Origin of the sequence: Dyella psychrodurans (assembly GCF_003363265.1) — a bacterium.
GTDB classification, from domain to species: domain Bacteria; phylum Pseudomonadota; class Gammaproteobacteria; order Xanthomonadales; family Rhodanobacteraceae; genus Dyella_B; species Dyella_B psychrodurans.
In genome coordinates, this window is the sequence record NZ_QRBF01000002.1 from 330,753 (window position 1) to 354,347 (window position 23,595).

Annotated in this window: 18 protein-coding genes; 11 read left to right on the forward strand and 7 right to left on the reverse strand. The window is 63.5% G+C overall.

The annotated features are described in order from the left end of the window. The first annotated feature begins 368 nt into the window (after positions 1-368). The 7 genes from hrpA to DWU99_RS07675 all read left to right on the forward strand — a co-directional run bounded on the left by hrpA (position 369) and on the right by DWU99_RS07675 (position 12,754). Positions 369-4,469 carry an ATP-dependent RNA helicase HrpA gene (gene hrpA / locus DWU99_RS07645; protein WP_115477711.1) on the forward strand — a complete coding sequence of 1,367 codons (4,101 nt, stop codon included), beginning with the start codon at positions 369-371 and terminating at the stop codon, positions 4,467-4,469. Between the two features lie 86 nt (positions 4,470-4,555). After that, positions 4,556-6,679 (forward strand): RelA/SpoT family protein, encoded by a 2,124-nt coding sequence (locus DWU99_RS07650; protein WP_115477426.1) that lies wholly within the window; start codon positions 4,556-4,558, stop codon positions 6,677-6,679. A 316-nt stretch (positions 6,680-6,995) separates the two neighbouring features. Next, the gene (locus DWU99_RS07655; RefSeq protein WP_115477427.1) at positions 6,996-8,681 is read left to right on the forward strand and encodes a tetratricopeptide repeat protein; all 1,686 of its coding nucleotides are present in this window, start codon (positions 6,996-6,998) and stop codon (positions 8,679-8,681) included. Next, positions 8,678-9,517 carry an SDR family oxidoreductase gene (locus DWU99_RS07660; protein WP_115477428.1) on the forward strand — a complete coding sequence of 280 codons (840 nt, stop codon included), beginning with the start codon at positions 8,678-8,680 and terminating at the stop codon, positions 9,515-9,517. Before DWU99_RS07655 ends, DWU99_RS07660 begins: the two co-directional genes overlap by 4 nt. Positions 9,518-9,652: 135 nt before the next feature. Next, on the forward strand, positions 9,653-11,998 hold the full coding sequence (mrcB, locus tag DWU99_RS07665; RefSeq protein ID WP_115477712.1) for a penicillin-binding protein 1B: 2,346 nt from the start codon (positions 9,653-9,655) through the stop codon (positions 11,996-11,998). Positions 11,999-12,000: 2 nt separating this feature from the next. Continuing rightward, positions 12,001-12,534, forward strand: coding sequence for a tetratricopeptide repeat protein (locus DWU99_RS07670; RefSeq protein WP_233510962.1), 534 nt, complete (start codon positions 12,001-12,003; stop codon positions 12,532-12,534). Positions 12,535-12,538: 4 nt separating this feature from the next. Continuing rightward, on the forward strand, positions 12,539-12,754 hold the full coding sequence (locus DWU99_RS07675) for a hypothetical protein (protein WP_115477430.1): 216 nt from the start codon (positions 12,539-12,541) through the stop codon (positions 12,752-12,754). A gap of 18 nt (positions 12,755-12,772) precedes the next feature. Here the strand turns inward: DWU99_RS07675 and DWU99_RS07680 are convergent, their stop codons facing one another. Then, on the reverse strand, positions 12,773-13,162 hold the full coding sequence (locus DWU99_RS07680) for an MAPEG family protein (protein WP_115477431.1): 390 nt from the start codon (positions 13,160-13,162) through the stop codon (positions 12,773-12,775). 110 nt (positions 13,163-13,272) lie between these two features. Between DWU99_RS07680 and yoaA the strand changes: the two genes are divergently transcribed. Next, the gene (gene yoaA / locus DWU99_RS07685) at positions 13,273-15,228 is read left to right on the forward strand and encodes a DNA repair helicase YoaA (protein ID WP_115477713.1); all 1,956 of its coding nucleotides are present in this window, start codon (positions 13,273-13,275) and stop codon (positions 15,226-15,228) included. Positions 15,229-15,509: 281 nt separating this feature from the next. Then, positions 15,510-16,958 (forward strand): sugar porter family MFS transporter, encoded by a 1,449-nt coding sequence (locus DWU99_RS07690; protein WP_425476806.1) that lies wholly within the window; start codon positions 15,510-15,512, stop codon positions 16,956-16,958. A 77-nt stretch (positions 16,959-17,035) separates the two neighbouring features. Here the strand turns inward: DWU99_RS07690 and hemE are convergent, their stop codons facing one another. From hemE to DWU99_RS07710, 4 genes are all read right to left on the reverse strand, one after another. Beyond that, complete coding sequence (hemE, locus tag DWU99_RS07695; protein ID WP_115477432.1) at positions 17,036-18,106, reverse strand: uroporphyrinogen decarboxylase; 1,071 nt, start codon at positions 18,104-18,106, stop codon at positions 17,036-17,038. Further along, complete coding sequence (locus DWU99_RS07700; RefSeq protein ID WP_115477715.1) at positions 18,107-18,370, reverse strand: WGR domain-containing protein; 264 nt, start codon at positions 18,368-18,370, stop codon at positions 18,107-18,109. It lies immediately after the preceding gene. Positions 18,371-18,499: 129 nt separating this feature from the next. Beyond that, positions 18,500-19,603: a 3-dehydroquinate synthase gene (gene aroB / locus DWU99_RS07705; RefSeq protein WP_115477716.1), complete on the reverse strand. Its 1,104-nt coding sequence runs from the start codon at positions 19,601-19,603 to the stop codon at positions 18,500-18,502. Continuing rightward, the gene (locus DWU99_RS07710; RefSeq protein ID WP_115477433.1) at positions 19,603-20,145 is read right to left on the reverse strand and encodes a shikimate kinase; all 543 of its coding nucleotides are present in this window, start codon (positions 20,143-20,145) and stop codon (positions 19,603-19,605) included. The genes aroB and DWU99_RS07710 overlap by 1 nt, the downstream gene beginning before the upstream one ends. A gap of 25 nt (positions 20,146-20,170) precedes the next feature. Between DWU99_RS07710 and DWU99_RS07715 the strand changes: the two genes are divergently transcribed. Beyond that, positions 20,171-21,007 carry an SDR family oxidoreductase gene (locus DWU99_RS07715; protein WP_115477434.1) on the forward strand — a complete coding sequence of 279 codons (837 nt, stop codon included), beginning with the start codon at positions 20,171-20,173 and terminating at the stop codon, positions 21,005-21,007. 14 nt (positions 21,008-21,021) lie between these two features. Here DWU99_RS07715 and DWU99_RS07720 read toward each other — a convergent pair whose 3' ends face one another. Further along, a complete protein-coding gene (locus DWU99_RS07720; RefSeq protein WP_115477435.1) occupies positions 21,022-21,780 on the reverse strand; it encodes a response regulator in 759 nt (252 codons plus the stop codon). Between the two features lie 347 nt (positions 21,781-22,127). After that, a complete protein-coding gene (locus DWU99_RS07725) occupies positions 22,128-22,970 on the reverse strand; it encodes a kinase (protein WP_233510964.1) in 843 nt (280 codons plus the stop codon). A 29-nt stretch (positions 22,971-22,999) separates the two neighbouring features. On the opposite strand from DWU99_RS07725, the gene pdxH reads away from it, so the two are divergent. Next, positions 23,000-23,587 (forward strand): pyridoxamine 5'-phosphate oxidase, encoded by a 588-nt coding sequence (gene pdxH / locus DWU99_RS07730; protein ID WP_115477437.1) that lies wholly within the window; start codon positions 23,000-23,002, stop codon positions 23,585-23,587. The last annotated feature ends 8 nt before the right edge of the window (positions 23,588-23,595 follow it).

The window sequence follows — 23,595 nt, forward strand, 5'->3', positions numbered from 1 at the left end:
GGCTCAATAAATTGCGACGGACGCGGTCAGCACGAGGTCAGGGCACTCCTGCATTCGGGCCGGCCGCAGCCCATCTTCTCATCCTTGGCGCACAGGACAATGGATGCTGGCACCCCGTGTACGGGCCGCGACAGCTGGCTTGTCGGGGTGTACTACGCGTAAGTCGGGAGCACGCGTAGCCATTCATCAGGCTGACGCGCAAGGCGATCGACGATGCGATGCTCCGTATGGTTGCGGCACAGGCTTCCGTACAGCGAGTTTGGCCAGTGCGTGCAACCCCCTGCCAGCCTCCCCTGAGGAGTGTGCTTGGTGCAGTCGTCGCCCGCCGCAGATGCTCGCGATAGCCTCCGGCTATCATGTATGTCTGCATGAGTGATTCGAACCCCCATACACCCCCGGTTTCCGCGGAAACCTGTCTACGTGCGTTGCGCACATCGCTGGATTCCGTTTCCAGCCGCGATTTCGGCCGCCTGCTGGGCCGGTGGCGGGGATTGTCGCGCCGCCCCGACGAAAAGAAGCTGGAGGCACTAGCCGCCGACATCGCCGCGTCCGCCGAGCGGAGGCAGCGTCGCGCACAAGGCAAACCGCCGATCAGGCTGGACGAATCGCTGCCGATCACCGCGCGTGCGGAGGAGATCGTCAAGCTGATCCGCGAGCACCAGATCGTGGTGATCGCCGGCGAAACCGGTTCAGGCAAAACCACCCAGCTGCCCAAGCTGTGCCTGGCTGCCGGACGCGGCGAGGCCGGATTGATCGGATGCACCCAGCCGCGCCGGCTTGCGGCGCGATCCGTGGCACGCCGCGTGGCGGAAGAACTGGGCACCCAGTTGGGCGACAAGGTCGGCTTCCAGGTGCGCTTCACCGATCAGGTGTCCGACCAGAGCCTGATCAAGTTCATGACCGACGGCATCCTGCTCGCCGAGACGCAGGGCGATCCGTGGCTGTCGGCGTACGACACCATCATCATCGACGAGGCGCACGAGCGAAGCCTCAACATCGACTTTTTGCTCGGCTATCTCAAGCGACTGGCGGTGAAGCGGCCGGACCTGAAGATCATCGTCACGTCCGCCACCATCGATACGGCACGCTTTGCCGAGCACTTCGATCAGGCGCCCGTGGTGTCGGTGGAAGGGCGCGCCTATCCCGTGGAGGTGCGCTGGCGTTCCGTCGATGAAACGGCGGCGCGCCGCAACCAGCGCAGCGGCGACATGCAGCAGGGCAGTGCGGAACATGTCGCTGCCGTGCTGGACGAAATCACCCATGACGACCCGCGCGGCGATGTGCTGGTGTTCATGCCAGGGGAGCGGGAGATCCGCGATGCGCACCTTCTGTTGTCGCGACGGCAATATCGCGAAACGGAAATCATGCCGCTGTATGCGCGTTTGTCCGCCACCGATCAGGATCGCGTCTTCAAGCCTGGGCCGAAACGGCGTGTGGTGCTGGCCACCAATGTTGCCGAAACCTCGCTGACGGTTCCGCGTATTCGTTATGTGATCGACACGGGTACCGCTCGCGTCAAGCGCTACAGCCAGCGCGGCCAGCTCGAACGTCTGCATGTGGAGCCGGTATCGCAAGCAGCGGCCGACCAGCGCAAAGGGCGATGCGGTCGTGTGGGGCCGGGCACCTGCTATCGCCTGTACGACGAAGCGGACTTCGCCGCGCGCGCGGCGTATACCGATCCGGAGCTTTTGCGCTCCTCGCTCGCCAACGTGATTCTGCGCATGCTGTCCTTGCAGTTGGGCGAGGTGGACGAGTTTCCGTTTCTTGAATCGCCCGATCCGCGCGTGGTCGCCGATGGTTATCGACGCCTGGCCGAGATCGGCGCCATCGATGAGAAGCGTGGGCTTACCGGGATCGGCCGCACGCTTGCGCGCCTGCCGATCGACGTGCAGCTGGCGCGCATGCTGGTCGAAGCGGAGAAGCTCGGCAGTTTGCGGGAGCTGTTAGTCGTGGTGGCATTTCTCAGCATCCAGGATCCGCGCGAACGTCCTGCCGATGCGCGTCAGCAGGCGGATGCGGCGCATGCTGCGTTCGCCGATCCCAAGTCCGACATCGTGGGTGTGTTGAATCTGTGGCGCGAGTACGACCGCGCACACGAAGATTTGACGCAGTCGAAATTGCGCGACTGGTGTTCGCGACATTTCCTGAGTTTCCTGCGCATGCGCGAGTGGCGTGAGCTGCATCGCCAGCTGTTGCTGGTGGTGCAGGAGATAGGGTGGCGTTTCACTTCCCCTTCTCACCTTCGGGGCACGCGGGGAGGGGCCATGGATGGCCCCGGCTTTGAGGAGCGAGGAGAAGGTCGGGATGAGGGGCCAACCTCGCGAGCAACTACCACTGTGCGCGAAAAGAGTGCGCAAGAAAGCCGTGCCGATGCGCCTTCCCGCAAGCACCGGCCCCTCACCCCAGCCCTCTCCCCGGAGGGGAGAGGGAGTGAGGATGAGGGTGAGCGACAGTACGAAGCCGTTCATCGCAGCTTGCTGGCAGGCTTGCCCACGCAAGTCGGCCAGAAGGATGAAAAAGGCATCTACCGCAGCACCCGCGAACGCCGCTTCCAGGTGTTTCCCGGCTCCGCACTCGCCAAGACACCGCCGAACTGGATCTTCGCGGCGCAAATCCTCGATATCGGTGGACGCGTGTGGGGCATGATGTGCGCACGCATCGAACCGCTATGGGTCGAACAACAGGCCGCGCATCTGTTGCGTCGAAGCTGCCGCGACGCGCACTGGTCTAAGAAGCGCGGCACAGTGGTGGCGTATGAGCAGATCAGTCTGTTTGGCCTCGTCCTGGTCGAACGCCGGCCCGTGACCTTCCAGCAACAGGATCCCGTTCTGGCGCACGATATTTTTCTGCGCGAAGCGCTCGCGCGTTGCGACATCGACGCGCGTGCCGATTTTGTTCGCGCCAATCAGCGCGTGCTTGAAGATGCGCGCGGCATCGAGGCGAGACAGCGTCGCGAAGGGCTTATTCGTCACGAAGACGAACTGGTCGATTTCTTCCGCGAAAAGTTGCCGCAGGAGATCGCCGGCACCCGCGCGCTGGATGCCTGGTATCGCCATGCGCGTCCTGCGGAGCAGGCGGCTTTGCGCTGGTCGATCGACGATGTGATGGTCGGTGGTTCGGGGCTCGATCCCAAGGCGTTTCCAGCCTCGCTCGATATGCCGCCGCAACGCTACCGCCTGGAGTATCGATTTGTCCCCGGCGACGACGCCGACGGCGTGACCCTGCATCTGCCATTGGCGATGCTCAATGCATTGCCTGCTGCGCGTTGCGAATGGCTGGTGCCTGGTTTGCTGGGTGAAAAAGTGGCGGAGTTGATTCGTGGCCTGCCCAAGGCGTTGCGCCGCAATTTCGTGCCCGCGCCTGATTTTGCGCGTGCTTTCGTCGAAGCGGAAGCGCTGCGGGACGAAACGTTGAGTAAGGCACTGGTCGCTTTCCTGCGGCGCACCACGGGCGTGGAGATCAGCGAAAGCGACTTTTCGTCCGTGCAGCTTCCGCCACACTTCGCGATGCGTTATCGCTTGCACGACGAAAAAGGCCGCACGCTGGCAAGCGGACGCGATCTCGCCGCGCTGCGCGCGCAATGGGAAGGACAGGCGCGCGAGGCGTTCTCGCGCAAGACCGATATCGAGCTCACGCGCGAAGACGTTGCGAGCTGGGATTTCGAGGAAATTCCTGAGCAAGTACGCTCCGAAGGCGGTTTGCTGGCGTTTCCCGCCCTTGTCGATCTCGGCGATGCGGTGGCGCTGCGCGTGTTCGAACGCCGCGACGAGGCGAAGCCTGCACACATCAAGGGCGTGGAGCGCCTGTTGCGCAATGCGTTGTCCAGCGACATGAAGCAGGCGCGCAGGCGTCTTCCGATCGCCAACGCGATGTCATTGAAATACGCGCCGCTCGGCAGCATCGACGGTCTTCGCGAAGACCTGGTAGAAGGCGGCTTCACCGATCTGCTCGCCACCCAGGATTTGAATGTGCGCAGCGCGGCTGCCTTCGAGGCATTGCGAGTCCACGCTGCACGCGATCTGTTCGCGGCGGCGGTCGAGCGCCTCAAATTGGCCGAGCCGGTGATCGAGGCGCAGGCCGATCTCAAGCCTTGGCTGCAACCGCCGCTGATGGGCTTTGCTCGCGCCAGCTACGACGATCTCAACGAGCAGCTCGACGTGATGCTTGCTCCGGGTTTCCTGCGCGAACTGCCGACGACGCGCCTGGCGCATTTCCCCAGGTATCTGAAAGCCATGCGCTTGCGTGCCGAGCGCCTGCGCCAGGACCCGACCAAAGACCAGCAGCGCATGTTGCAGGTATCGCCGTATTGGCGCGAATACCTGAACCATCGCGCGGCCGGCGCCGAGGGGTTGAATGAGTTGCGCTGGCTGATCGAGGAGTGGCGCGTTTCGTTGTTCGCGCAAGAGCTCAAGACGCCCGAACCGGTATCGGCCAAGCGACTGGCCAGGGCATTGGAAACCATACGCTGAGGCTATCCCCGAGGCTGCCGACTGGCGTTATGCTGGCCGTCCGCTCGGCATGATTCGCATGCCGTGACGCAAGGGAACGACGCAACATGGTTCATGCCACTACCACGGCTGCCGGGCACTTAGCGGCGTGGCAGTCGCGTGCAGGCTCACTGCCTGCCGCGCTGGCCGACGTGCTGGCCGTATGTGCGCATAACGGCGTGAACGAACACGAGTGCGGCGATGTGCTCGATCTGCTGGCCATGCTCGGCTGCGATGCAAACACGCAGGCGGCGGCGCTGTGGTTCGACATCGCACATTGCCATCCCCCGGTTTGGGAGCAGCGCGCATCGTCGTTGAGCGATGAATTGCAGCGTCTGGTCGCAGGTCAGATGGCGGCCGAGCGCGTGTGGGCGTTGCATGCGCAGCGTCCGCCCGAAGGTGGTTCGGAAGGCTTGCGTCGCCTGTTGCTGGCGATCATTCGTGACCTGCGCGTGGTATTCGTTCTGCTGGCGCGTCAGCTGGCGCGCATGCGTGCGGCCAGTACGCTGCCCGAGGACGAGCGACAGGAGCTGGCGCGTCTCACGCGCGATATCCATTCGCCGCTCGCCAACCGGCTCGGTATCTGGCAGCTGAAATGGGAGCTGGAAGATCTCGCTTTCCGATATCTGCAACCGGATACCTACAAGCGCATTGCGAAGCTGCTGGACGAGCGCCGCGGCGATCGCGAAGTCTTCATCCGCGATACGCTCAACGAGCTGGGCGAAGCCTTGCGCGGCGAGGATATTCGTGCGGATCTGGCGGGACGCCCCAAGCACATCTTCTCCATCTGGAAAAAGATGCAGCGCAAGGCCGTGGAGTTTTCCGATCTCTACGACATCCGCGCCGTGCGCGTGCTGGTCGATTCCGTGGCCGACTGCTACGCCGCGCTTGGCGTGGTGCATGCGCTATGGCCGCATTTGCCCGGCGAGTTCGACGATTACGTCGCACGCCCCAAGAGCAACGGCTATCGCTCGCTGCATACCGCGGTGATCGGCCCGCACGGCAAGACGCTGGAAGTGCAGATACGCACGCACGACATGCATCGCGCCAACGAACTTGGCGTGGCGGCACATTGGCGCTACAAGGAAGGCGGCAGCGGCGACGCGGATTTCGAAGCGAAGATCGCCTGGATGCGCAAGCTGCTCGAGCCGCGCGGCGACGAAGGAGAACTCGCTGCGGAGCTGCAGACGGAACTGCTCGAAGATCGCGTCTACGTGCTGACACCCAAGGGCGAGGTGGTCGATCTGCCGCATGGCGCGACCGTGCTCGACTTCGCTTATCACATACACACCGAAGTGGGTCATCGTTGTCGTGGCGCCAAGATCAACGGGCGCATCGTGCCTTTGACGCATCAACCGCACAGCGGCGATCGCGTCGAAATTCTCACAGCCAAGATGGCCGAGCCGAGTCGCGACTGGTTGTCGGCGCACCACGGTTATCTCAATACCAGCCGCGCACGCGACAAGGTGCGCGCGTGGTTCCGCCGCAGCGCGCATGAGGCCAATCTTGCCGCGGGGCGCACTCTATTCGAGCGTGAGCTCAAGCGTCTGGCGATGCCGGATGCGGATCTGGCGAAATTGCCGGCATTGTTCAATTTGCAGACGCATGACGAATTGCTGATCGCGCTCGCGCTCGGCGAAATCAGTCCGGGCCAGGTGGCGCGCGTGCTGCAGGAGTCGCAGTTGCCGCCGGAGCCGCCCAGCGCGCCGGTGACGGCGCGGCCGACGGTGTTCGATCACAGTGCGATCAGCATCGAAGGCGTCGGCAATCTGCTGACGGTGCTGGCGCGCTGCTGCCAGCCGTTGCCGGGCGATCCGGTGCGCGGCTTCATCACGCGTACGCGCGGGGTGTCGGTGCATCGTGCCAATTGCGCCAGTCTTGCGCGGCTGGTCCGGCGCGATCCGGATCGGGTGATCGAGGTGAGCTGGGGGCAGGCCGCGGTGCAGGCGTATGAGGTGACCATCCAGCTCAACGGTTATGACCGGAAGGGGTTGCAGAAGGATGTCGTGAGCGTGATCAGCAACGCCAATATCGGAATCATTGCTTCGACCAGCCGTCTGTTTGCGCGTACAGGCGAGGTGGAGATGCGCTACACCTTGCGGGTGCGCGATTTCGAGCAGTTGTCGACGTTGTTGGATCGGTTGGTGGCGTTGCCGAATGTGGTGGAGGCGCGGAGGGTGGGGGCGGGGTAGCCGTTTTCTTTGCTGAGACGAATGCTCGTCGTCCCGGCGCAGGCCGGGACCCAGTGGCGTCGGATTTTGTTTGGGCGCTATCGCCAGATTGCTCCCCTGCGGGCTGATCCTCCATCCCTCCGCCGGGTCCAAGGGGCCCCAAGGTCAAGAGCAGGAGCAAAAGCGGCGCGCTGTGCGCACTTTTTGCGAAAGCCAAAGTCAAAGGCTTTGGGCGGGTGTTGTGCCCCTGCCGCCGGTTGAACGCAACTTCCTGTCGCAAGCGCGGCGATGTGGCGCAATGCTAAGCTCCGTGCGTTCATCCACTAGCTCACGAGCCATGAGCGGAAATCGCGACCCCAACGACCCCGGATACACAGGCCGTACGGAACCGACGCTGGGCAATCTGGATCATCTGGATCGCCCGCGCCAACCTGCCGAGCCGAACGACGATCTGCCACCGATGAAGGTCGATCCGGGCTATCGCCGGAACACGCCTCCCAAGCGCAAGCGGGGCGGGCCGGGCTGGTTGATGCCTACGTTGATCGTGGTGTTGCTGGCGGTCATTGCCGGACTCTGGTTCAACCAGAACCGCCTGCGTGGCCTGGTGCCGCGTACGGATTTCGATGATGTGCTGCATCGCGCCCAGGTCGCTTTGCAGCAAGGGCATCTGGACGGTACCGATGGCACCAGCGCGCGCGAATTGTTCGAAGCGGCGCGTGCGCTCGAACCCGACAACGACAGTGCGCGGCAGGGTCTCAACGATGTGGGGAGGGCGGAAATCGCGCGCGCGGATGCCGCCTTGCAGGCGGGGCATCTGGACGAGGCAGAGTCGGCGTTGACCAATGCGCGGGAACTGCTGGGTGGTGGCAGCGACGTCGACCGTCTGAGTCAGGCGATTGCGAAGGCGCAAGTTGCTTCGGGAGAGACCTCGAATCTCATCACGCAGGCACAGCAGGCGTTGAGCAACGGCAAATTGGAGGGGCCGGACGGTGCGGCAACGCTGTATCAGCGTGTGTTGACGGCGGATCCGGACAACGCCGTGGCGCGACATGGCATGGATCAGGTAGGCGACGCGATGACGGCGCAGATCCAGAAGGCACTGGCTGCGAATGACATCGCCACCGCATCGGCGGGCATCGATCATCTTGCTGCGTTGCTGCCCAACTACTCGCAATTGCCGACCCTGCGTGCATCGCTGTCGGCGCAGCAGGCGCAGGCTTCCGGTGCATTGACCGACGCGATCAATCAAGGCAATGACGCGCTGCGCGCCGGTCGTGTCGCCGGCGATGGCGACGACACCGCGCTGGCGCACTTCAAGGCCGCGTTGGCGATCGATCCGAATAACGCTCAGGCCAAGGCCGGATTGGGCCAGGTGGCGGAAGCCCTGATCGTGCAGGCGAATGCAGCCATGGACAGCGGCGATACCAACCAGGCGAAGCAACTGCTTGCCCAGGCGCAGGCGCTCGCGCCCAACTCCTCTGACCTGATGGCCGCGCGTGCGCGGCTGGGGCAACCGATTACGCCTGCACAAGGCGGAAATGGCGATACGGCGCCGACGACACCTTCGGTCAGCTTGACGCCGCAGCAACAGACGCAGGTCGCCAACATGGTGCAGCGGGCGAAAGTCGCCGAGCAGCACGGCGACATCATGTCGCCACCCGGCGATTGCGCTTACGACCTTTATCGAGGCGCACTGGCCATCGATGGCAACAACCCGGAGGCGCTGGCAGGCCTGCAGGGGCTGTCCGGCCGCGTGCAGCAACAGTTCAATCAGGCGCTGAATGCGGGCAACCTCAACAAGGCGACCGGGCTGTTCGATGCGCTCACCAATCTTTCGCCAGGCGACGCAGGACTGCTGCGCTCGCGTCAGCGACTGGCCGATGCGTGGGTCGACCAGGCCGAGCAGCAATTCGATAGCGGCGATCGCAACAACGCGGCCTTGTCGCTGGAGCAGGGACGCAAGCTGATGCCAAACGATCAGCGCGTGCAACAACTCACTGTGCGTATGCAGGGCGGTGGATGACGGTACTGGTTTTCGGTGCGAGCAGTCAGATCGGGCGTTATCTGCTGCCGCTGCTGTGTACGCGCGGCGAACTTGTCGTAGCGTTGAGTCGCGTGTCGCGTGCCGCCACGGCAGGCGTGACCTGGATGACCGGAAGTCTTCCCGATTGCATGCCCGCGGTGGAGTCCGTCTCGGCCATTTTCAGTTTAGGACCTTTGCTATCGCTTGCCGCGTGGCTGAAGCGCACCGATTTGCCGCATGCACCGCGCATCATCGCCATCAGCTCGACGAGTGCGGAAACCAAGCGCTATTCCGAAGTGTCCACCGAACGCGAACTGTCGCGGCAGTTGCGCGATGGCGAAGACGCCTTGGCTGATGCATGCGTACGGCACGGTAGCGAATGGACCGTGTTGCGCCCGACCTTGGTTTATGGCGTTGGTCTCGACAAGAGCCTCACACCGGTCGCGCAACGTGCGATGCGCACGCGTGTGTTTCCTTTGCCGGCGGGGCACGGCATGCGTCAACCCGTCCATGCCGAGGATCTGGCACGCGCAGCGTTGGCCGCGTGCGACACGCCGGCGGCCGCCATGAAAATCCTTTCCATCGGTGGAGGCGAACGGTTGCCGGCGAGCGAGATGTTCGCGCGGGTTCGTCGCAGCCTGCCTGTCGATACCCTGCCGCTGCCGTTGCCCGCATGGGTGCTGCGGCTCGCGCGCCGCGGCGTACCCGGGTTTCGCGGCCCGCTGAGTCGCCTGGAGGTCGATCTCATTGCCGACAATACGGAGATGAGTCGGCTGCTGGGCATCCAGCCACGACCCTTCCGGCCGGATGCGGACTGCTGGCGTCCACCGGCGTGATTTGCCCGCGCCAAGGCCGTCGGACGCCCTTGTTATGCCATGCCCAAGGGCTTGGCGTTCATCCGGGCGCCGGGTGCCGGGCTCTATGATTCGGTCCATTCCGATCCGCCCCTCCTTGCCCTGGATACTCCCGCGTTGGACTTTCTGAGCCGAATTCGATCGATCGCCAGTGCGTGCTGGCCCTGGTTGCGTATTCCATTCTGGGTTTGCACTGGCCTCCTGTTCGGTTTCGTGCTGCCTTACTCGCTGATCCTCAACAAGCGGGTGCAGGATCGTTTCAACGATCTTGTCTTCGCGGTGCCCACGCGCGTGTATTCGCAGCCGCTGCGCCTCGCGCCAGACGTGCCGATGACGCCGGCCACGCTCGAAGTGGAATTGACCTTCGCCGGTTATGTCTCCGACGGTCACGGCCAGGTGCCCGGCAGCTGGGCCAGGCAGGGCGGCAGCTATTTCATTTCCTCGCGCGGTTACGCGGGGCCCGATGGCGGCGAGCTCCCCAAACACATCCGCGTGACCCTTGGGCAGGGCGTGGTGGCCTCGGTGACCGATCTGGCGACCAGCAAGTCGCTGCGTGAAACCCATCTCGATCCGGCGCGCATCGCAACCGTGTACGGTGCCAAGCAGGAAGATCGGCGCATCGTGCAACTGAACGATGTGCCGCCCTTGCTGATCTCCGGCCTGCAAGCGGTGGAAGACCGCGATTTCAAACATCACATCGGTATCGATTTCACCGCCATTCTCCGCGCGGCGTTTGCCGACCTTCGCGCCGGTCACACCGTGCAAGGTGCGTCCACCATCACGCAGCAACTGGTGCGCAATCTGTTTCTGACGCGCGAGCAGAACATGGGGCGCAAGTTGAACGAGGCGCTGATGTCGGTGTTGCTGGAGATGCACTACAGCAAGTCGCGCATTCTCGAGGCGTACATCAACGAGGTGTTCCTCGGTCAGCAGGGTGATCAGGCCGTGCGTGGTTTCGCGGCGGCATCGGAGTTTTATTTCGGCCGGCGCCTGGAATACCTGCGTCCACAGGAGATCGCCATGCTGGTGGGACTGGTGAAAGGACCTAGCCAGTTCGATCCGCGCCGCTACCCCGATCGTGCCTTGGCACGGCGCAATCTGGTGCTCGATCAGTTTGCAGGCACGGGTCTGTTGACGCCGGATCAGGCGAAGGCTGCGAAAGCCACGCAGCTGGGTGTGATCGAGAATGGCCAGCTGCCGCACGATCGCTTCCCCGCCTTCATGCAGTTGGTGCGTGCGCAGATCACCAACGATTTCGACGAGGAAACCCTGCAGAAGGGCAATCTGTCGATTTTCACCACGCTTGATCCTGCGACGCAGGTGTACACCGAGCAGTCGATCGATACGGCCATCAAGAATCTCGGCAAGCGCGGCGACGACACGCAGGCGGCCGCCGTGATCACCGAATCGAAGACGGGTCACGTGCTTGCCGTGGTCGGCAGCAAGATTCCGGGCGATCAGGGGTTCAATCGCGCGCTGGATGCGCAGCGGCCGATCGGATCGACCATCAAGCCTTTCGTCTATCTCGTGGCGTTGACGCAGCCAGGGCGCTGGAACCTTGCCACGGCACTCGACGATTCGCCGATCAGCATGCGCCAGCCCGACGGCACCCCGTGGACGCCGCATAACGACGACAACCAGAGCCACGGCATGGTGCCGATGGTCGATGCGCTGGCTTATTCGTGGAATCTCGCCACCATCCACCTCGGTCTGGATGTGGGTGTGCCGCGTATCAAGTCGTTTCTGGATTCCTTCGGGCTTGCCGACGTCCAGCCCGGTCCTTCGCTGCTGATCGGCGCGATCGACCTGGCGCCGATCCAGGTCGCGCAGCTTTACCAGTACCTCGCTTCTGACGGTCACGCGCTGCCATTGCTCGCAGTGACCGGCGTGGTAGACGGCAACGGCCGCACCGTCAAGCGCTACGAAGTGGAAAGCGGGCAGGGCGAATACCAGCCGGCGGTGCGCCTGGTGACGTGGGCCATGCAGCAGGTCGCGACCTACGGCACGGCCCATTCGCTGGCCGATTCGAGTCTTTCCTGGCTGCATACCGCGGGCAAGACGGGTACCAGCAACGAACTGCGCGACAGCTGGTTTGCCGGGTTCACCGGCGATCGCCTGGGTGTGTTCTGGATGGGCCGCGACGACAACAAACCCAGCCACCTGTTCGGTGCCACCGGCGCGCTGCGCGCCTGGCAGGAGCTGTTCCGCAAATTGCCTACCGAGCCGCTGGCGGCAGCTCCCGGCGAAGGCCTGGAAATGGCCTGGATCAATCCGTCCGACGGCAAGCGCAGCGACCCAGGATGCCAAGGCGCGCGGCAAGTTCCGGTGATCGCCGGTTCGCTGTCGACGGATACGGAGGGGTGTTTCTGGCAAAAGGTGGGTAATCTCTTCGGCTCTGGCTCGAGCAGCCCCGCTCCGGCCGCCACTGCCCCTGCGGCGCCCACCGTCACAACCCGAGAATGATCATGCAGTTCCGTTCGCCTGTTTTCCGCACGCCCCTTCTGCCTGCTGCGATGGCAGCCGCTCTGCTTGCCGCCTGCGCGCAGCCGGCGCCGGAAGCGCCCAAGCCGACGGGAAAATCCAATGTCGCGATGGTGGCCGAAATCCAGGCGGCGGGTGAACGCGACAAATCGGTGATCAACGTGCATCCGCTGATCGATCCGGGTATCACGGCATTGCAGGCCGCCGCGCGCGATGACGAGCGCAACGGTCAATACGATGCGGCTGCCGCGAAGCTGGACATGGCGCTCAAGCGCAATCCCGAGTCGCCGGACGTGCTGCAGGACCGCGCCGAATTGGCCGTCTATATGGGCAATTACGAGCTTGCGTCGAAACTCGCACAGCAGTCGTGGTCGCTGGGTTCCAAGCAAGGTCCGCTGTGCGCGCGCAACTGGCAGACGATCGTCGAGATTCGTCAGCACGCCAACGACGCTGCCGGTGCCGAGGCCGCCAACAAGAACGTGGAAGCATGCCGGGAACCCGGCATCCAGCGTTTCTGAGCGGATGACGACCGCGCCAAGGATCGGGCTGGTCGGCAGCCAGGGTTCCTATGGACGCTGGCTGCGCCGTTTCTTCGAGCAGCGCATGGGTTTGCGTGTGTTCGGCCGCGATCCCGGCTGTGATAGCGTAGCTGCATCGCTGCGCGACGCGATGATCGCCATCGAGCGTGACGGCATCGGCCGCGTCGTGGACGCGGCCGGCATCGAAGGCGCTGCGTGACTGTATCGAAGGGATCGTTCAGAGAAGCGGCGTCAGCAACATGACGATGCCGACGATGCTCGCGGTCCAGATCAGCGTTCGCAGATACGGAATGCCAAGCGCATAAACCGGCACATAAACCAGGCGTGCCCAGAAATAGAGTTGCGCGCCGAGTGCGGTCGTCGCGGTATGACGTTGCAGCATGCAATCGGCAAGCACGACGGCGGCAAAGAACGCGAAGGTTTCCATGAGATTGTGCTGGGCACGGTCCAGCCTGCCCGCGATGCCCACCATGGGACCTCGTGCGTCGTCGCGTGGACTGGCAGCGTAGCCCAGCCCGCGTTGTCCAAGCATGCCGGTGGCGGCGACGATGACTTGCAACAACCCCAGTGCGACACTCCAGGCCAGCATTTGCAGTTCGACGGTCATGGTTTTGCTCCTCGTGGCGGTGACGTGACAGCACACTTCGTAGCTTCGCGCATCACGTCCGGAAGGTTACACCCGTTCCCCGCACGTCGATGCTGCGCGATACTGCAAGCATGACCGACCAGGATGACATCGGCGCATTGCTTGGCGCCGACGGCCCGTTTGCCCGCGAGTTGCCGAATTTCGCGCCGCGCCTTGCGCAGCAGGCGATGGCACGCGCGGTGCAGCACGCGATGGCCGAGTGCGAAACGCTGATTGCCGAAGCCGGCACGGGCACGGGGAAGACCTATGCCTACCTCGTGCCCGCGATGCTGTCGGGTGAACGGGTAATCGTGTCGACGGGCACCAAGGCGCTGCAGGATCAGCTGTTTTTTCGCGATCTGCCCAAGGTGCGCTCGGTGTTGGGCGCGCGGTTGAAGACCGCATTGCTGAAAGGCCGAGCCAATTACCTGTGCCTTTATCGACTCGATCAGACCGTGCGCGAAGGCGCGAGTTTTGATCGCACCCAGGCCGAGCAATTGGCGGCGATTCGCGCGTGGTCGGCGCGCACGCGTCGCGGCGATCGCATGGAATTGGCCGAAGTGCCCGAGGATTCACCGCTGTGGCTGCGTGTGACGTCCACGCCGGAAAACTGTCTCGGCGTGGAATGTCCGTTCTACGACGACTGCCACGTCGTGACGGCGCGACGCGAAGCGCAGGAGGCGGATCTGGTGGTGGTCAATCATCACCTGTTGTTTGCCGACCTGGCGTTGAAGCAGGAAGGTTTCGGCGAAATCCTGCCGGGTGCGCAAGCGTTCATTCTGGACGAGGCGCACCAGATTCCCGAGCTGGCCGGACAATTTTTTTCGCAAAGCCTGAGCGCGCGACAGCTCACCGAGTTGGCGCAGGACGCGCTGTCCGAGTGCAACGGCATCACGGGGGCCATCGGGTTGCTGCTTGAACCTGTCGAGGCGCTGCAGGGAGCCGTGCGCAAGCTGCGTTTGACGCTCGATCCGTTGCCGACGCGAGGTCCGTTCCATGAACTCTTGCAGCGCGACGGCGCGCAGGCGGGCTTGCACGATCTGGGCGAACTCCTCGCGTCGCTGACCGATCTGCTCGCGTCGCAGGCCGAGCGTTCGCGCGGTTTCATGAATGTGCACGAGCGCGCGGCAAGCTTGGCGGAGCGTCTTGATCGAATCATCGAAGAACATTCCGAAAAGGACGTGCGCTGGTACGAACTGTTTCCGCGCGGTTTCGCTCTCCATGCCACGCCGCTGGATCTGGCCGCGCCCTTGCGTGCGATGCGCGAGCGCACGCATGCCGCGTGGATCCATACCTCCGCCACGTTGTCGGTGGCCGGACACTTCGATCACTTCGCACGCCAGCTCGGTCTGGACGACCCGCAAACGCTGAGCCTGGAAAGTCCGTTCGACTATGCGCAACAGGCGTTGTGCTACATGCCCGATGGACTGCCCGATCCTTCCGTGCGCGATTACACCGAGCGCGTGATCGATGCGGTGCTTCCGGTATTGCAGGCCTCCAATGGTCGTGCGTTCCTGCTGTTCACTTCCCATCGCGCCTTGCGTCGTGCGGCCGAGTTGCTGACCGACCGCGTGCCCTGGCCGTTGTTCGTGCAGGGCAGTGCGCCGCGGCATCAATTGCTGGAGGAGTTTCGCGCCAGCGGTCATGGCGTGCTGCTCGGCGCCGCAAGTTTCTGGGAAGGCGTGGACGTAGCAGGGGACGCGCTTTCCGTGGTGGTGATCGACAAACTGCCGTTCGCGGCGCCGGACGATCCGGTGCTGCAGGCACGCCTGGAGGCGCTGGAGCAGGCGGGCATCAATCCCTTCATGGGGTGGCAGGTGCCATCGGCGGTGATCGCGCTCAAGCAGGGGGCGGGACGGTTGATTCGCGATGTGTATGACCGCGGGGTGCTGGTGTTGTGCGATCCGCGTCTCACCAGCAAGGGTTACGGAAAACTGTTCCTCAACAGCCTGCCGGCGATGCCGCGAACACGCGATGTCGAGGATGTGCAGCGGTTTTTCAATCGCGCCACGCTCCCTATTCCCTCTCCCCTCCGGGGAAAGGGTTAGGGTGAGGGCCAGCCTCGCAGGCACGCAAGTTCAACGCGTAGGAACATGGCAGGCGCTTGTCGCTCCATAACGCTCGAGGCAAGTGTGGCCCCTCGCTCCAGCCGTCTTCCTCGCTCCTCAAGACCGGGCACATCCATGTGCCCTCCCCGCGTGCGCCGGAGGGGAGAGGGAGCCCATTCGCGCATGCTGCTAGAGTCTTGGCGCTGCATACGTATTCACAAGGACAACACTGGCGACGGTACGCAGAATCGGCCATCACTTGAATCCATCATGCGGGGAGCATGATTTCCATGCACATAAATACAAATACGGACGCAAGCGCGGCGCAAGGGGAAGAAGCGCGCACCACGGCCAGGGTCGTGTTGATCGCGGCGGCAGCGGCGATCGGCGGCTTTCTGTTCGGCTTCGACACCGCGGTCATCAATGGTGCGGTTGATGCGGTGCGTCAGGGTTTCGACCTCAGCGCGGCGCGAATCGGCATCGCGGTCTCCTGCGCATTGCTCGGCTCCGCGCTGGGTGCGTGGTATGCCGGTCCTTTGGCGGACCGCCTGGGCCGTGTGCGCACGATGCAGGTGGCAGCGCTGTTCCTCGTGCTGAGCGCGATCGGTTCGGGTCTGGCACACGGTGTGTGGGATCTGATGCTGTGGCGCATGGTCGGCGGCATCGGCGTGGGTATGGCTTCGGTGATCGCGCCGGCGTATATCGCGGAAATTTCACCGGCTCAGGTGCGCGGACGCCTGGGTTCGATGCAGCAATTGGCGATCGTGCTGGGCATTTTCGTGGCGCTGCTCAGCGATGCGTGGCTCGCCAGTACGGCGGGCGGGGCGTCGAAGATGCTGTGGCTGGGGATGGAAGCCTGGCGCTGGATGTTCCTCGTCGCCACGGTGCCGGCCTTGATTTACGGCGTGCTGGTGCTGGGCGTGCCGGAATCGCCGCGCTATCTCGTTGCGCGCGGACGTCCTGCCGAAGCGCGCGTGGTGCTGGCGAAAGTGCTGGATTTGCACAGCGATCATGCCTTGGACGCCAAGATCGGCGACATCGCGCATAGTTTGAAGGTGGAATACCGACCCACCTTGAAAGATCTGCGAGGTGCAGGCGGCCGCCTGCTGCCGATTGTATGGGTCGGTATTTTGCTGTCGGTATTTCAGCAGTTCGTCGGCATCAACGTGATCTTTTATTACTCCTCCACGCTGTGGCACTCGGTCGGCTTCAGCGAGGCCGATTCGTTCTCCATCACCGTGGTGACCTCCATCGTCAACGTGCTGGTCACGCTGGTGGCCATCGCGCTGGTCGACAGGATCGGCCGCAAGCCGCTGCTGCTGATCGGTTCGGCGGGCATGGCGGTCACGCTGGGCATGATGGCGTGGTGTTTCTCGCAGGCTGCAGGAAGCGGTGCGAACCTAGTCCTGCCCGCACCCTGGGGCATGGTCGCGCTGGTGGCGGCCAATGCTTACGTGGTGTGCTTCGGTCTGAGCTGGGGCCCGATGGTGTGGGTGCTGCTCGGCGAAATGTTTCCCAACAGCATTCGTGCGATTGCGCTTGCCGTGGCCGCCGCCGCGCAATGGATCGCCAACTTCGCCATTACCAGCACATTTCCGTGGCTGGCTCAGATCGGGTTGAGCTTTGCCTACGGTTTGTATGCGTTATTCGCGCTGCTGTCGCTGTTGTTCGTCATGCGCGCGGTGCGCGAAACGCGCGGCATGGAATTGGAAGACATGCGCGCTTCCTGAGCGAGTGAGGCAGAGGCACGGGTCGAATGATGTCGGCCCGTGCCGAAACAGTAGCGCTTCTTTCCTGCAGGCTGTTGTTAGCCGCCGTGTACGCTTCGACTGTAATCGTGCACTTCGTCCACCAGCACCTTGACGTGCTCGGGATCGACTTCCGGCGTGATGCCATGGCCGAGATTGAAGACGTGGCCGGGGTGGTTGCCGTAGCTGTCCAGCACGTTGCGCACTTCGCGGCGAATGATCTCGGGGCTTGCACGCAACACGGCGGGATCGAGATTGCCTTGCAGCGCCACCTTGCCATTCACTGCGCGACGCGCATCGGCGAGATCGATGGTCCAATCCACGCCCAGCGCGGCACAACCGGTGTCGGCCATATCGGCAAGATGCGCACCGGCGCCTTTGGAGAAAAGAATCACCGGGATATCGCGCGTGCGATGATCCGCTTTGAGCGCATCGACCACACGCGTCATGTAGCGCAATGAGAACTCGCGAAACGCGGACGGACTGAGCAGGCCACCCCAGGTATCGAACACCATGAGCGCCTGCGCACCGGCCACGACCTGCGCGATGAGGTAAGCCGCCACCGATTGCGCCAGCGTGTCGAGCAGTTTGTGCGCCAGTACAGGTTCGTTCCAGCACATGGCTTTGGCGGTGGCAAAGTCGCGCGAGCCTTCGCCTTCCACCATGTAGCAGGCAAGCGTCCACGGGCTGCCGGAGAAGCCGATCAAGGGCACTTGGCCATCGAGTTCGCGGCGAATCACGCGCACCGCGTCCATCACGTAGCGCAGTTCGGTCTCCATGTCCGGCACGCCGAGTCGTTCCACGTCCGCGCGACTCCGTACGGGGCGGGCGAACTGCGGACCTTCGCCCTGCGCGAACGAAAGGCCCAGGCCCATCGCGTCCGGAATGGTGAGGATGTCGGAAAACAGGATCGCGGCGTCCAGATCGAAGCGGCGCAACGGTTGCAGCGTCACCTCGCAGGCCAGTTCGGGGTTTTGCGCCAGCGCCATGAAACTGCCGGCTTTCGCCCGGGTGGCGCGGTACTCGGGCAGGTAGCGGCCGGCCTGGCGCATCACCCACACGGGCGTGGTGTCGATGGGCTCGCGGCGCAATGCGCGCAGCAAGCGGTCGTTCTTCAGCGGTGAACTCATTTATCGGCGTCCGTAAGGGCCTTCGATGCCCTGGGCAAACATCACGCGGAAACCACGTTTGAGCTGGGCGTCGCGCACTTTCTCGAAAGCGGCGATGGCCTCGTCGCGTTCCAGATACTGGTCGCGCTTGAGCGTGGCGCGGCCGCCCTGGGTACCGGATTCGCGGTACAGCGTCCAACCGCCGAGGAGATCCTGCTCCAGCACGATCTGAACATAGCGCGGCGCCTCGGTCGAGGCTGGCATGGTTTGCAGGTAAAGGCGCATGGCGTCCATGGTTGAACAGTGCGGCTGTCATGCCGCAGAAACAACATTCTAGAGGGCTGGCGTGTTGCTAGCGAGGGGCTCCATGGCGCGGCCACTGTGGCGGTTCATCACATCCCTGCAGGCGGAAGGTCAAAGGTTTCCACGGGTTGCGTCCCGCAAAACGGCCAGTACATCGGCTTCGTTCACGCCGGCCACGATTTCTGCGCGGCCGATGCCACGCCACAGAATCAGGCGCAGGGTGCCGGCGATGTTTTTTTTGTCCAGGCGCATCAGCGCAAGCAATTGATCTGGATCGAACCCGGCGGGAACCGTGGTGGGGAGGCTCACGGCTTTGAGCAATCGTTCCAGGCGTTCCGTGTCGCCGGAGGCACTCATGCCGAGCCGTTCAGAAAGCCGGGCCGCCAGCAGAATGCCGACGGCAACACCCTCGCCATGCAACAGGGCGGTGTAGTGGCCTGCGGTTTCCAGTGCGTGGCCGAAAGTGTGTCCCAGATTGAGCAGGGCACGCTCGCCCTGTTCGGTTTCGTCGAGGGCCACCACGCCGGCCTTGTAGCGCACCTTGGCGGCGATGGCTTGTATCAGCGCCGTTTCCTCGCGAGCGTTCAGGGCCGTGGCGTGTTGTTCCAGCCAGGTGAAGAGATCGGCATCGCCGATCGCCGCGCCCTTGATGATTTCGGCGAGGCCGGCGCGATATTCGCGGTCGGGCAGACTGTCCAGGGTGCCGATGTCCGCGATCACCGCACGCGGCTGGTGGAAGGCGCCCACCAGGTTCTTGCCTGCGGGAAGATTCACGCCGGTCTTGCCGCCGACGGAGGAATCCACCATCGACAGCAGCGTGGTCGGCATCTGGATGAAGTCGATGCCGCGCATCCAGCAGGCGGCGGTGAATCCGGCGAGATCGCCCACCACGCCGCCGCCGAGCGCGATCACGCAGGCATCGCGCGTGGCGCCGAGCGTTGCCAACGCATCCAGTGCGAGACCGACGTTCTGGAAAGTTTTATGTGCCTCACCGTCTTCGAGCAGGAACGATGACCAGCGCAGCCCTTCAAGGCCGCGCGCGACACGCTCCAGATACAGCGGTGCCACGGTGCGATTGCTGATGATCAAGGCATGCCGGCCGCGCAGCGTACTGCGCCAGCGTGCGTGATCGTCGAGCAATCCGCGTCCGATCCATACCGGGTAACTGCGCTCGCCGAGTGCGACGTCGATGGTTTGCGATTTCGAATGGCTCATCATGCGGCTTGCCGGTTCCAGTGTTGATCGATCAGCGCGATACAGCGCTCGCTTGCCGCGGCGACGCCTTCCTGTTCGCCGCCATGTGGAATGATCAGGTCCGCGATTTCCTCGTAGAGCGACGTGCGCGCAGCGGCCATGCCTTCGAGCTTTTGCTGGCGGTCGGCATCGGCCAGCAGCGGGCGCGATGTATCGTGCGCGAGGCGCTGCAACTGCACGGGGACGGTGACCTGCAGCCATACGACGTAACCGCGTTCGACGAGATGGCGACGATTGGCCGGATCGAGCACGGCGCCGGCGCCGCTCGCCAGCAATATGCCCCGTCGACGGCTACACTCGTCCAGCATGGCTGCTTCGCGCCGACGAAACCCCGCTTCGCCTTCGATGTCGAAGACCCTGCTGACGGGTACGCCGGTGTGGCGCTCGATTTCCTGGTCCAGGTCCAGAAATTCCATGCCGTACCGGGTGGCCAGTTGCCGGCCGATCGAGGTCTTGCCGGCGCCGGTCGGGCCGACGAGAAATAGGTTGCACGAAGGATTCATGCGTCGAGTTTAGCAAGGTGGATAGATGTCCGAACGAGTCTTGATGGCGGGATGCGGCGATCTGGGGCAGCGCGTGGCGAAACGGCTGCTGGCGCGCGGCGACGAGGTCTATGCGCTGCGGCGTCATCCGCCGATGCAGGATGGTTCTTCCGTGCGGTGGTTGAGCGCCGATCTGACTCGGCCCGAGACGATGCCGGCGCTCCCCGGGCGCATCACGCAACTGATTTATCTGCCCACGCCGGATGTGCGCGAAGAGCAGGCTTATCGCGCGGTTTTCGTGGATGCGCTACGTCACCTGCTGAGTGCTTTGCATGGGCAGCCGCTCAAGCGCATCGTGTTCGTTTCTTCCAGCGCGGTTTACGGCGAGCACGGCGACGATTGGGTGGACGAGGACACGCCGCCGGCGCCGCTCGGTTTCAACGGCAAGGTGTTGCTGGAAGCGGAGCATCTGCTGTCAACGCAGTCGATACCGTCGTCAGCCTTGCGGCTTGCTGGCCTCTATGGACCGGGTCGGTTGCAGCTGATCGAGCGCCTGCGTGCGGGACTTTTGTGTGCGCCGCGTGCGCCTGTGCATTGGAGCAATCGCATCCATGTCGATGACGCTGCGGCAGCGATCGTGCATCTGCTTCAGTTGCACGAGCCGCAAGCGTTGTACCTCGGTGTGGACGACACGCCGTTGCCGCTGCATGAACTGTATGGGGATCTGGCCGATAGGATTGGCGCTCCCGCGGTGCCCGACGGTCCCGCCCCTGCATCCATCGGTAGCAAAAAGCTCAGCAACGCACGCTTGCGTGACAGCGGATTTCGCCTCCAGTGGCCGGATGCGCGCCTGGGCTACGCCCATCTTCTCAACATGCGCTGAGAGGCAACGCAAGATCAGTCGTCGACGGTTTCGTCGGAATGGGAGCGTGTGACCTCGCTTCTTACGCCGGGAGCTTGCGACGTGAGGTTGGCGTTGACGCCATACATGATGAGGTCGGCATCTCGACGAATGCCAAGCCTGCGCATGGCGCTCATTTTCTGCGTGCTGATGGTCTGCTTGCTGCGATGAAGGCGCTCGGCAATTTCGCTTACCGTGAGCCCCGACACGAACAGACGAACGACTTCCAATTCGCGTGTGGTCAGGTGGCTGGTCGACGGAGCGCCCGACTCTCCCTCGATCCGATGCGTTTTCAGGATCGCTTCGATGGAAGGCGAGTAGTAGCGTTTGGCGCCGAGCGCGGCATACAGGCTGCCCGCGACGTAAACCAGCGAATCGGCCTTGCTCAAGATGCATTGAACGCCCTGCGCCATCAAGGAACGAATGACCGCCGGATTGCTCATCATGGTCAGCGCGATGAGTCGGACGCCCGGGAAGCGACGTTTGAGGAATCCAAACAGCGCTATTCCGTCCCCGTAGTTGCCACCGGGCATCGTGTAGTCGGAAATGACGACATCGACGGGGTGCTTGTTCAGGAGCTCGACCAATTCGGAAGAGTCCTCCGCCGATCCCACGACCGTGACGCCGAGATGTTCTTCCAGTTCATATGAAAGACCGGCGAGCAGGAGCGGGTGGTCATCGGCGATGGCAACCCGGACCGGGCGGCCGTGGATGGAGAGCTGTTCGAGGCGGGTGTTGTTCTGCTGTGGATCCATGGGGCGACATTCGGCTGCTTGTATCACATGAGGTGATTCGCCTTTCGGCAGCCATCGTCAGGGCGCCGTTTTCAACGCGCCAAATCATGGGGCCGCGCTTGGGCGTATGGACGCTCGCGCCAAACAGTGGAAGGAGACAGACGACGAGAGCGAATGAGCTGGAAATCCCGTTTTGTTTCTTGCCGGGATTCAGCGATGCCGATTATGGTCGCGCGCTCTGGACGGGCCAATCGTTCTATTCCTAAAAGCATGGCCGCCTTCCGGGGTCGGACGATTGCCCACAAAGGTTCAGATGCGACGCTGCTTGTCCCGGCGGATTTGAAGTCAGCTGCCTGCGGAGGCAGGCCTCAACTATGACTCAGGCCCGTAACGTGGTGCTCGGTGTCGTATTCCACGCAGGTATCGGCGAGTACGGGGAGCGTGGCGAGGGCATGTCGGCTAAGCCGCTCGAAATGCGCCAGAAAACGATCCATGGCTTCGGGATTCATGGCCAGCGGGGCGCTGCGCGCCAGCAGTTCTTTCTCGGTTTCGCTGCGCCACCCGCGTATCACTTCCCAGTTCGGGGCCTGCAGTACGATCAGCGCGTCGAGCTTGCGCCATAGCGGCTGGTACGCGCGCAGTTGTTTGTTGACCCAGTGGCGCCAGCGCCCGTCCTCGTCTTCGGTGCGTTCAAGTTCATTCACGGGCTGCTCCAGCGCGCTTTCCAACTGTGGGCGCAGGCCTAATGCCCAACCTTCCACGATCACCAGACGAGGTGGCCGGGTAACGCGCGGCCACCTCGAGGGTGGCGTGCGCGTGTCGCGTCCTTTGTCAAAGCGCGGCCATGTGACGGGCAGCTTTTCCGACGCATTCGGAAGCGCGGCGAGTACGGAAAGCAGCAGCTCGATTTCGTGCGTGCCTGGAACACCGCGCGTTTTGAGCAACGGATGTATCTGATGGGCGAGTGCCTCGCGCTCGCTGCGCGAATAATAAAAATCGTCCAGCGAAAGCACGTCGGTGGGCCAGTCCCGATGTTCGGCCTGGGTCTTGATCACCCGCGCCAGGGTACTTTTGCCGCTACCTTGCAGACCCGACAGGCCGAGCACGTACGGCCGGTGCGTCCGCGCGATGCGGCCGGCGTAATGGTCCAACAGGTGCCCGGCGAGGGCCTGATTTTGCGTGCTAGCATCCTCCATCATTGCCTCAATCATGACGTGCGTCCGCCACGATTCAAGCCCCTATGCTGAAACCCGAGATTCTTGACACTTTCAATACGTTGCTGGACCAGGCCGTCGCCAGCGGCGATCCGGAGCCGACGGCCATGACCCTGTCCAGCGTCGATGCCGCCGGGCGCGTCAGTTCGCGCATCGTGCTGCTGAAAGGGGCCGATCAACGCGGATTCCGTTTCTTCACCAATTACCAGAGCGACAAGGGCGTGCAGATGGACGCGCACACGCAGGTGGCCCTGTGTTTCCACTGGAAGCGGTTGCGTGAAGGTATCCAGGTACGCGTGGAAGGCCTCGCGCGCAAGCTGTCGGCGGAAGAGTCGGATGCCTACTTCGCCACCCGGCCGCGTGGAAGTCAGATTGGCGCCTGGGCATCGCTCCAATCGCAAACCTTGCCGCAGCGCGAAGTCTTCGAGCAGCGCGTCGCTCACTTCGAGGAGCAGTTTGCCGGGCGCGATGTACCGCGCCCGGCAAACTGGGGTGGTTACATGGTGGAGCCGGACATGGTCGAGTTCTGGTACGGCGCCAACTTCCGACTGCACGAACGCGTGCGGTGGGACCGTCACGGCCAGACCTGGACCAGCAGGCTTCTTTACCCCTGAGGAATCCG

Excerpts from the sequence above, each read along its gene's own strand:
- hrpA (WP_115477711.1), top strand. The coding sequence starts at position 369 with ATGAGTGATTCGAACCCCCATACACCCCCGGTTTCCGCGGAAACCTGT.
- DWU99_RS07650 (WP_115477426.1), top strand. The coding sequence starts at position 4,556 with ATGGTTCATGCCACTACCACGGCTGCCGGGCACTTAGCGGCGTGGCAG.
- DWU99_RS07655 (WP_115477427.1), top strand. The coding sequence starts at position 6,996 with ATGAGCGGAAATCGCGACCCCAACGACCCCGGATACACAGGCCGTACG.
- DWU99_RS07660 (WP_115477428.1), top strand. The coding sequence starts at position 8,678 with ATGACGGTACTGGTTTTCGGTGCGAGCAGTCAGATCGGGCGTTATCTG.
- DWU99_RS07670 (WP_233510962.1), top strand. The coding sequence starts at position 12,001 with ATGCAGTTCCGTTCGCCTGTTTTCCGCACGCCCCTTCTGCCTGCTGCG.
- DWU99_RS07675 (WP_115477430.1), top strand. The coding sequence starts at position 12,539 with ATGACGACCGCGCCAAGGATCGGGCTGGTCGGCAGCCAGGGTTCCTAT.
- DWU99_RS07680 (WP_115477431.1), bottom strand. The coding sequence starts at position 13,162 with ATGACCGTCGAACTGCAAATGCTGGCCTGGAGTGTCGCACTGGGGTTG.
- yoaA (WP_115477713.1), top strand. The coding sequence starts at position 13,273 with ATGACCGACCAGGATGACATCGGCGCATTGCTTGGCGCCGACGGCCCG.
- DWU99_RS07690 (WP_425476806.1), top strand. The coding sequence starts at position 15,510 with ATGATTTCCATGCACATAAATACAAATACGGACGCAAGCGCGGCGCAA.
- hemE (WP_115477432.1), bottom strand. The coding sequence starts at position 18,106 with ATGAGTTCACCGCTGAAGAACGACCGCTTGCTGCGCGCATTGCGCCGC.
- DWU99_RS07700 (WP_115477715.1), bottom strand. The coding sequence starts at position 18,370 with ATGCGCCTTTACCTGCAAACCATGCCAGCCTCGACCGAGGCGCCGCGC.
- aroB (WP_115477716.1), bottom strand. The coding sequence starts at position 19,603 with ATGAGCCATTCGAAATCGCAAACCATCGACGTCGCACTCGGCGAGCGC.
- DWU99_RS07710 (WP_115477433.1), bottom strand. The coding sequence starts at position 20,145 with ATGAATCCTTCGTGCAACCTATTTCTCGTCGGCCCGACCGGCGCCGGC.
- DWU99_RS07715 (WP_115477434.1), top strand. The coding sequence starts at position 20,171 with ATGTCCGAACGAGTCTTGATGGCGGGATGCGGCGATCTGGGGCAGCGC.
- DWU99_RS07720 (WP_115477435.1), bottom strand. The coding sequence starts at position 21,780 with ATGGATCCACAGCAGAACAACACCCGCCTCGAACAGCTCTCCATCCAC.
- DWU99_RS07725 (WP_233510964.1), bottom strand. The coding sequence starts at position 22,970 with ATGATTGAGGCAATGATGGAGGATGCTAGCACGCAAAATCAGGCCCTC.
- pdxH (WP_115477437.1), top strand. The coding sequence starts at position 23,000 with ATGCTGAAACCCGAGATTCTTGACACTTTCAATACGTTGCTGGACCAG.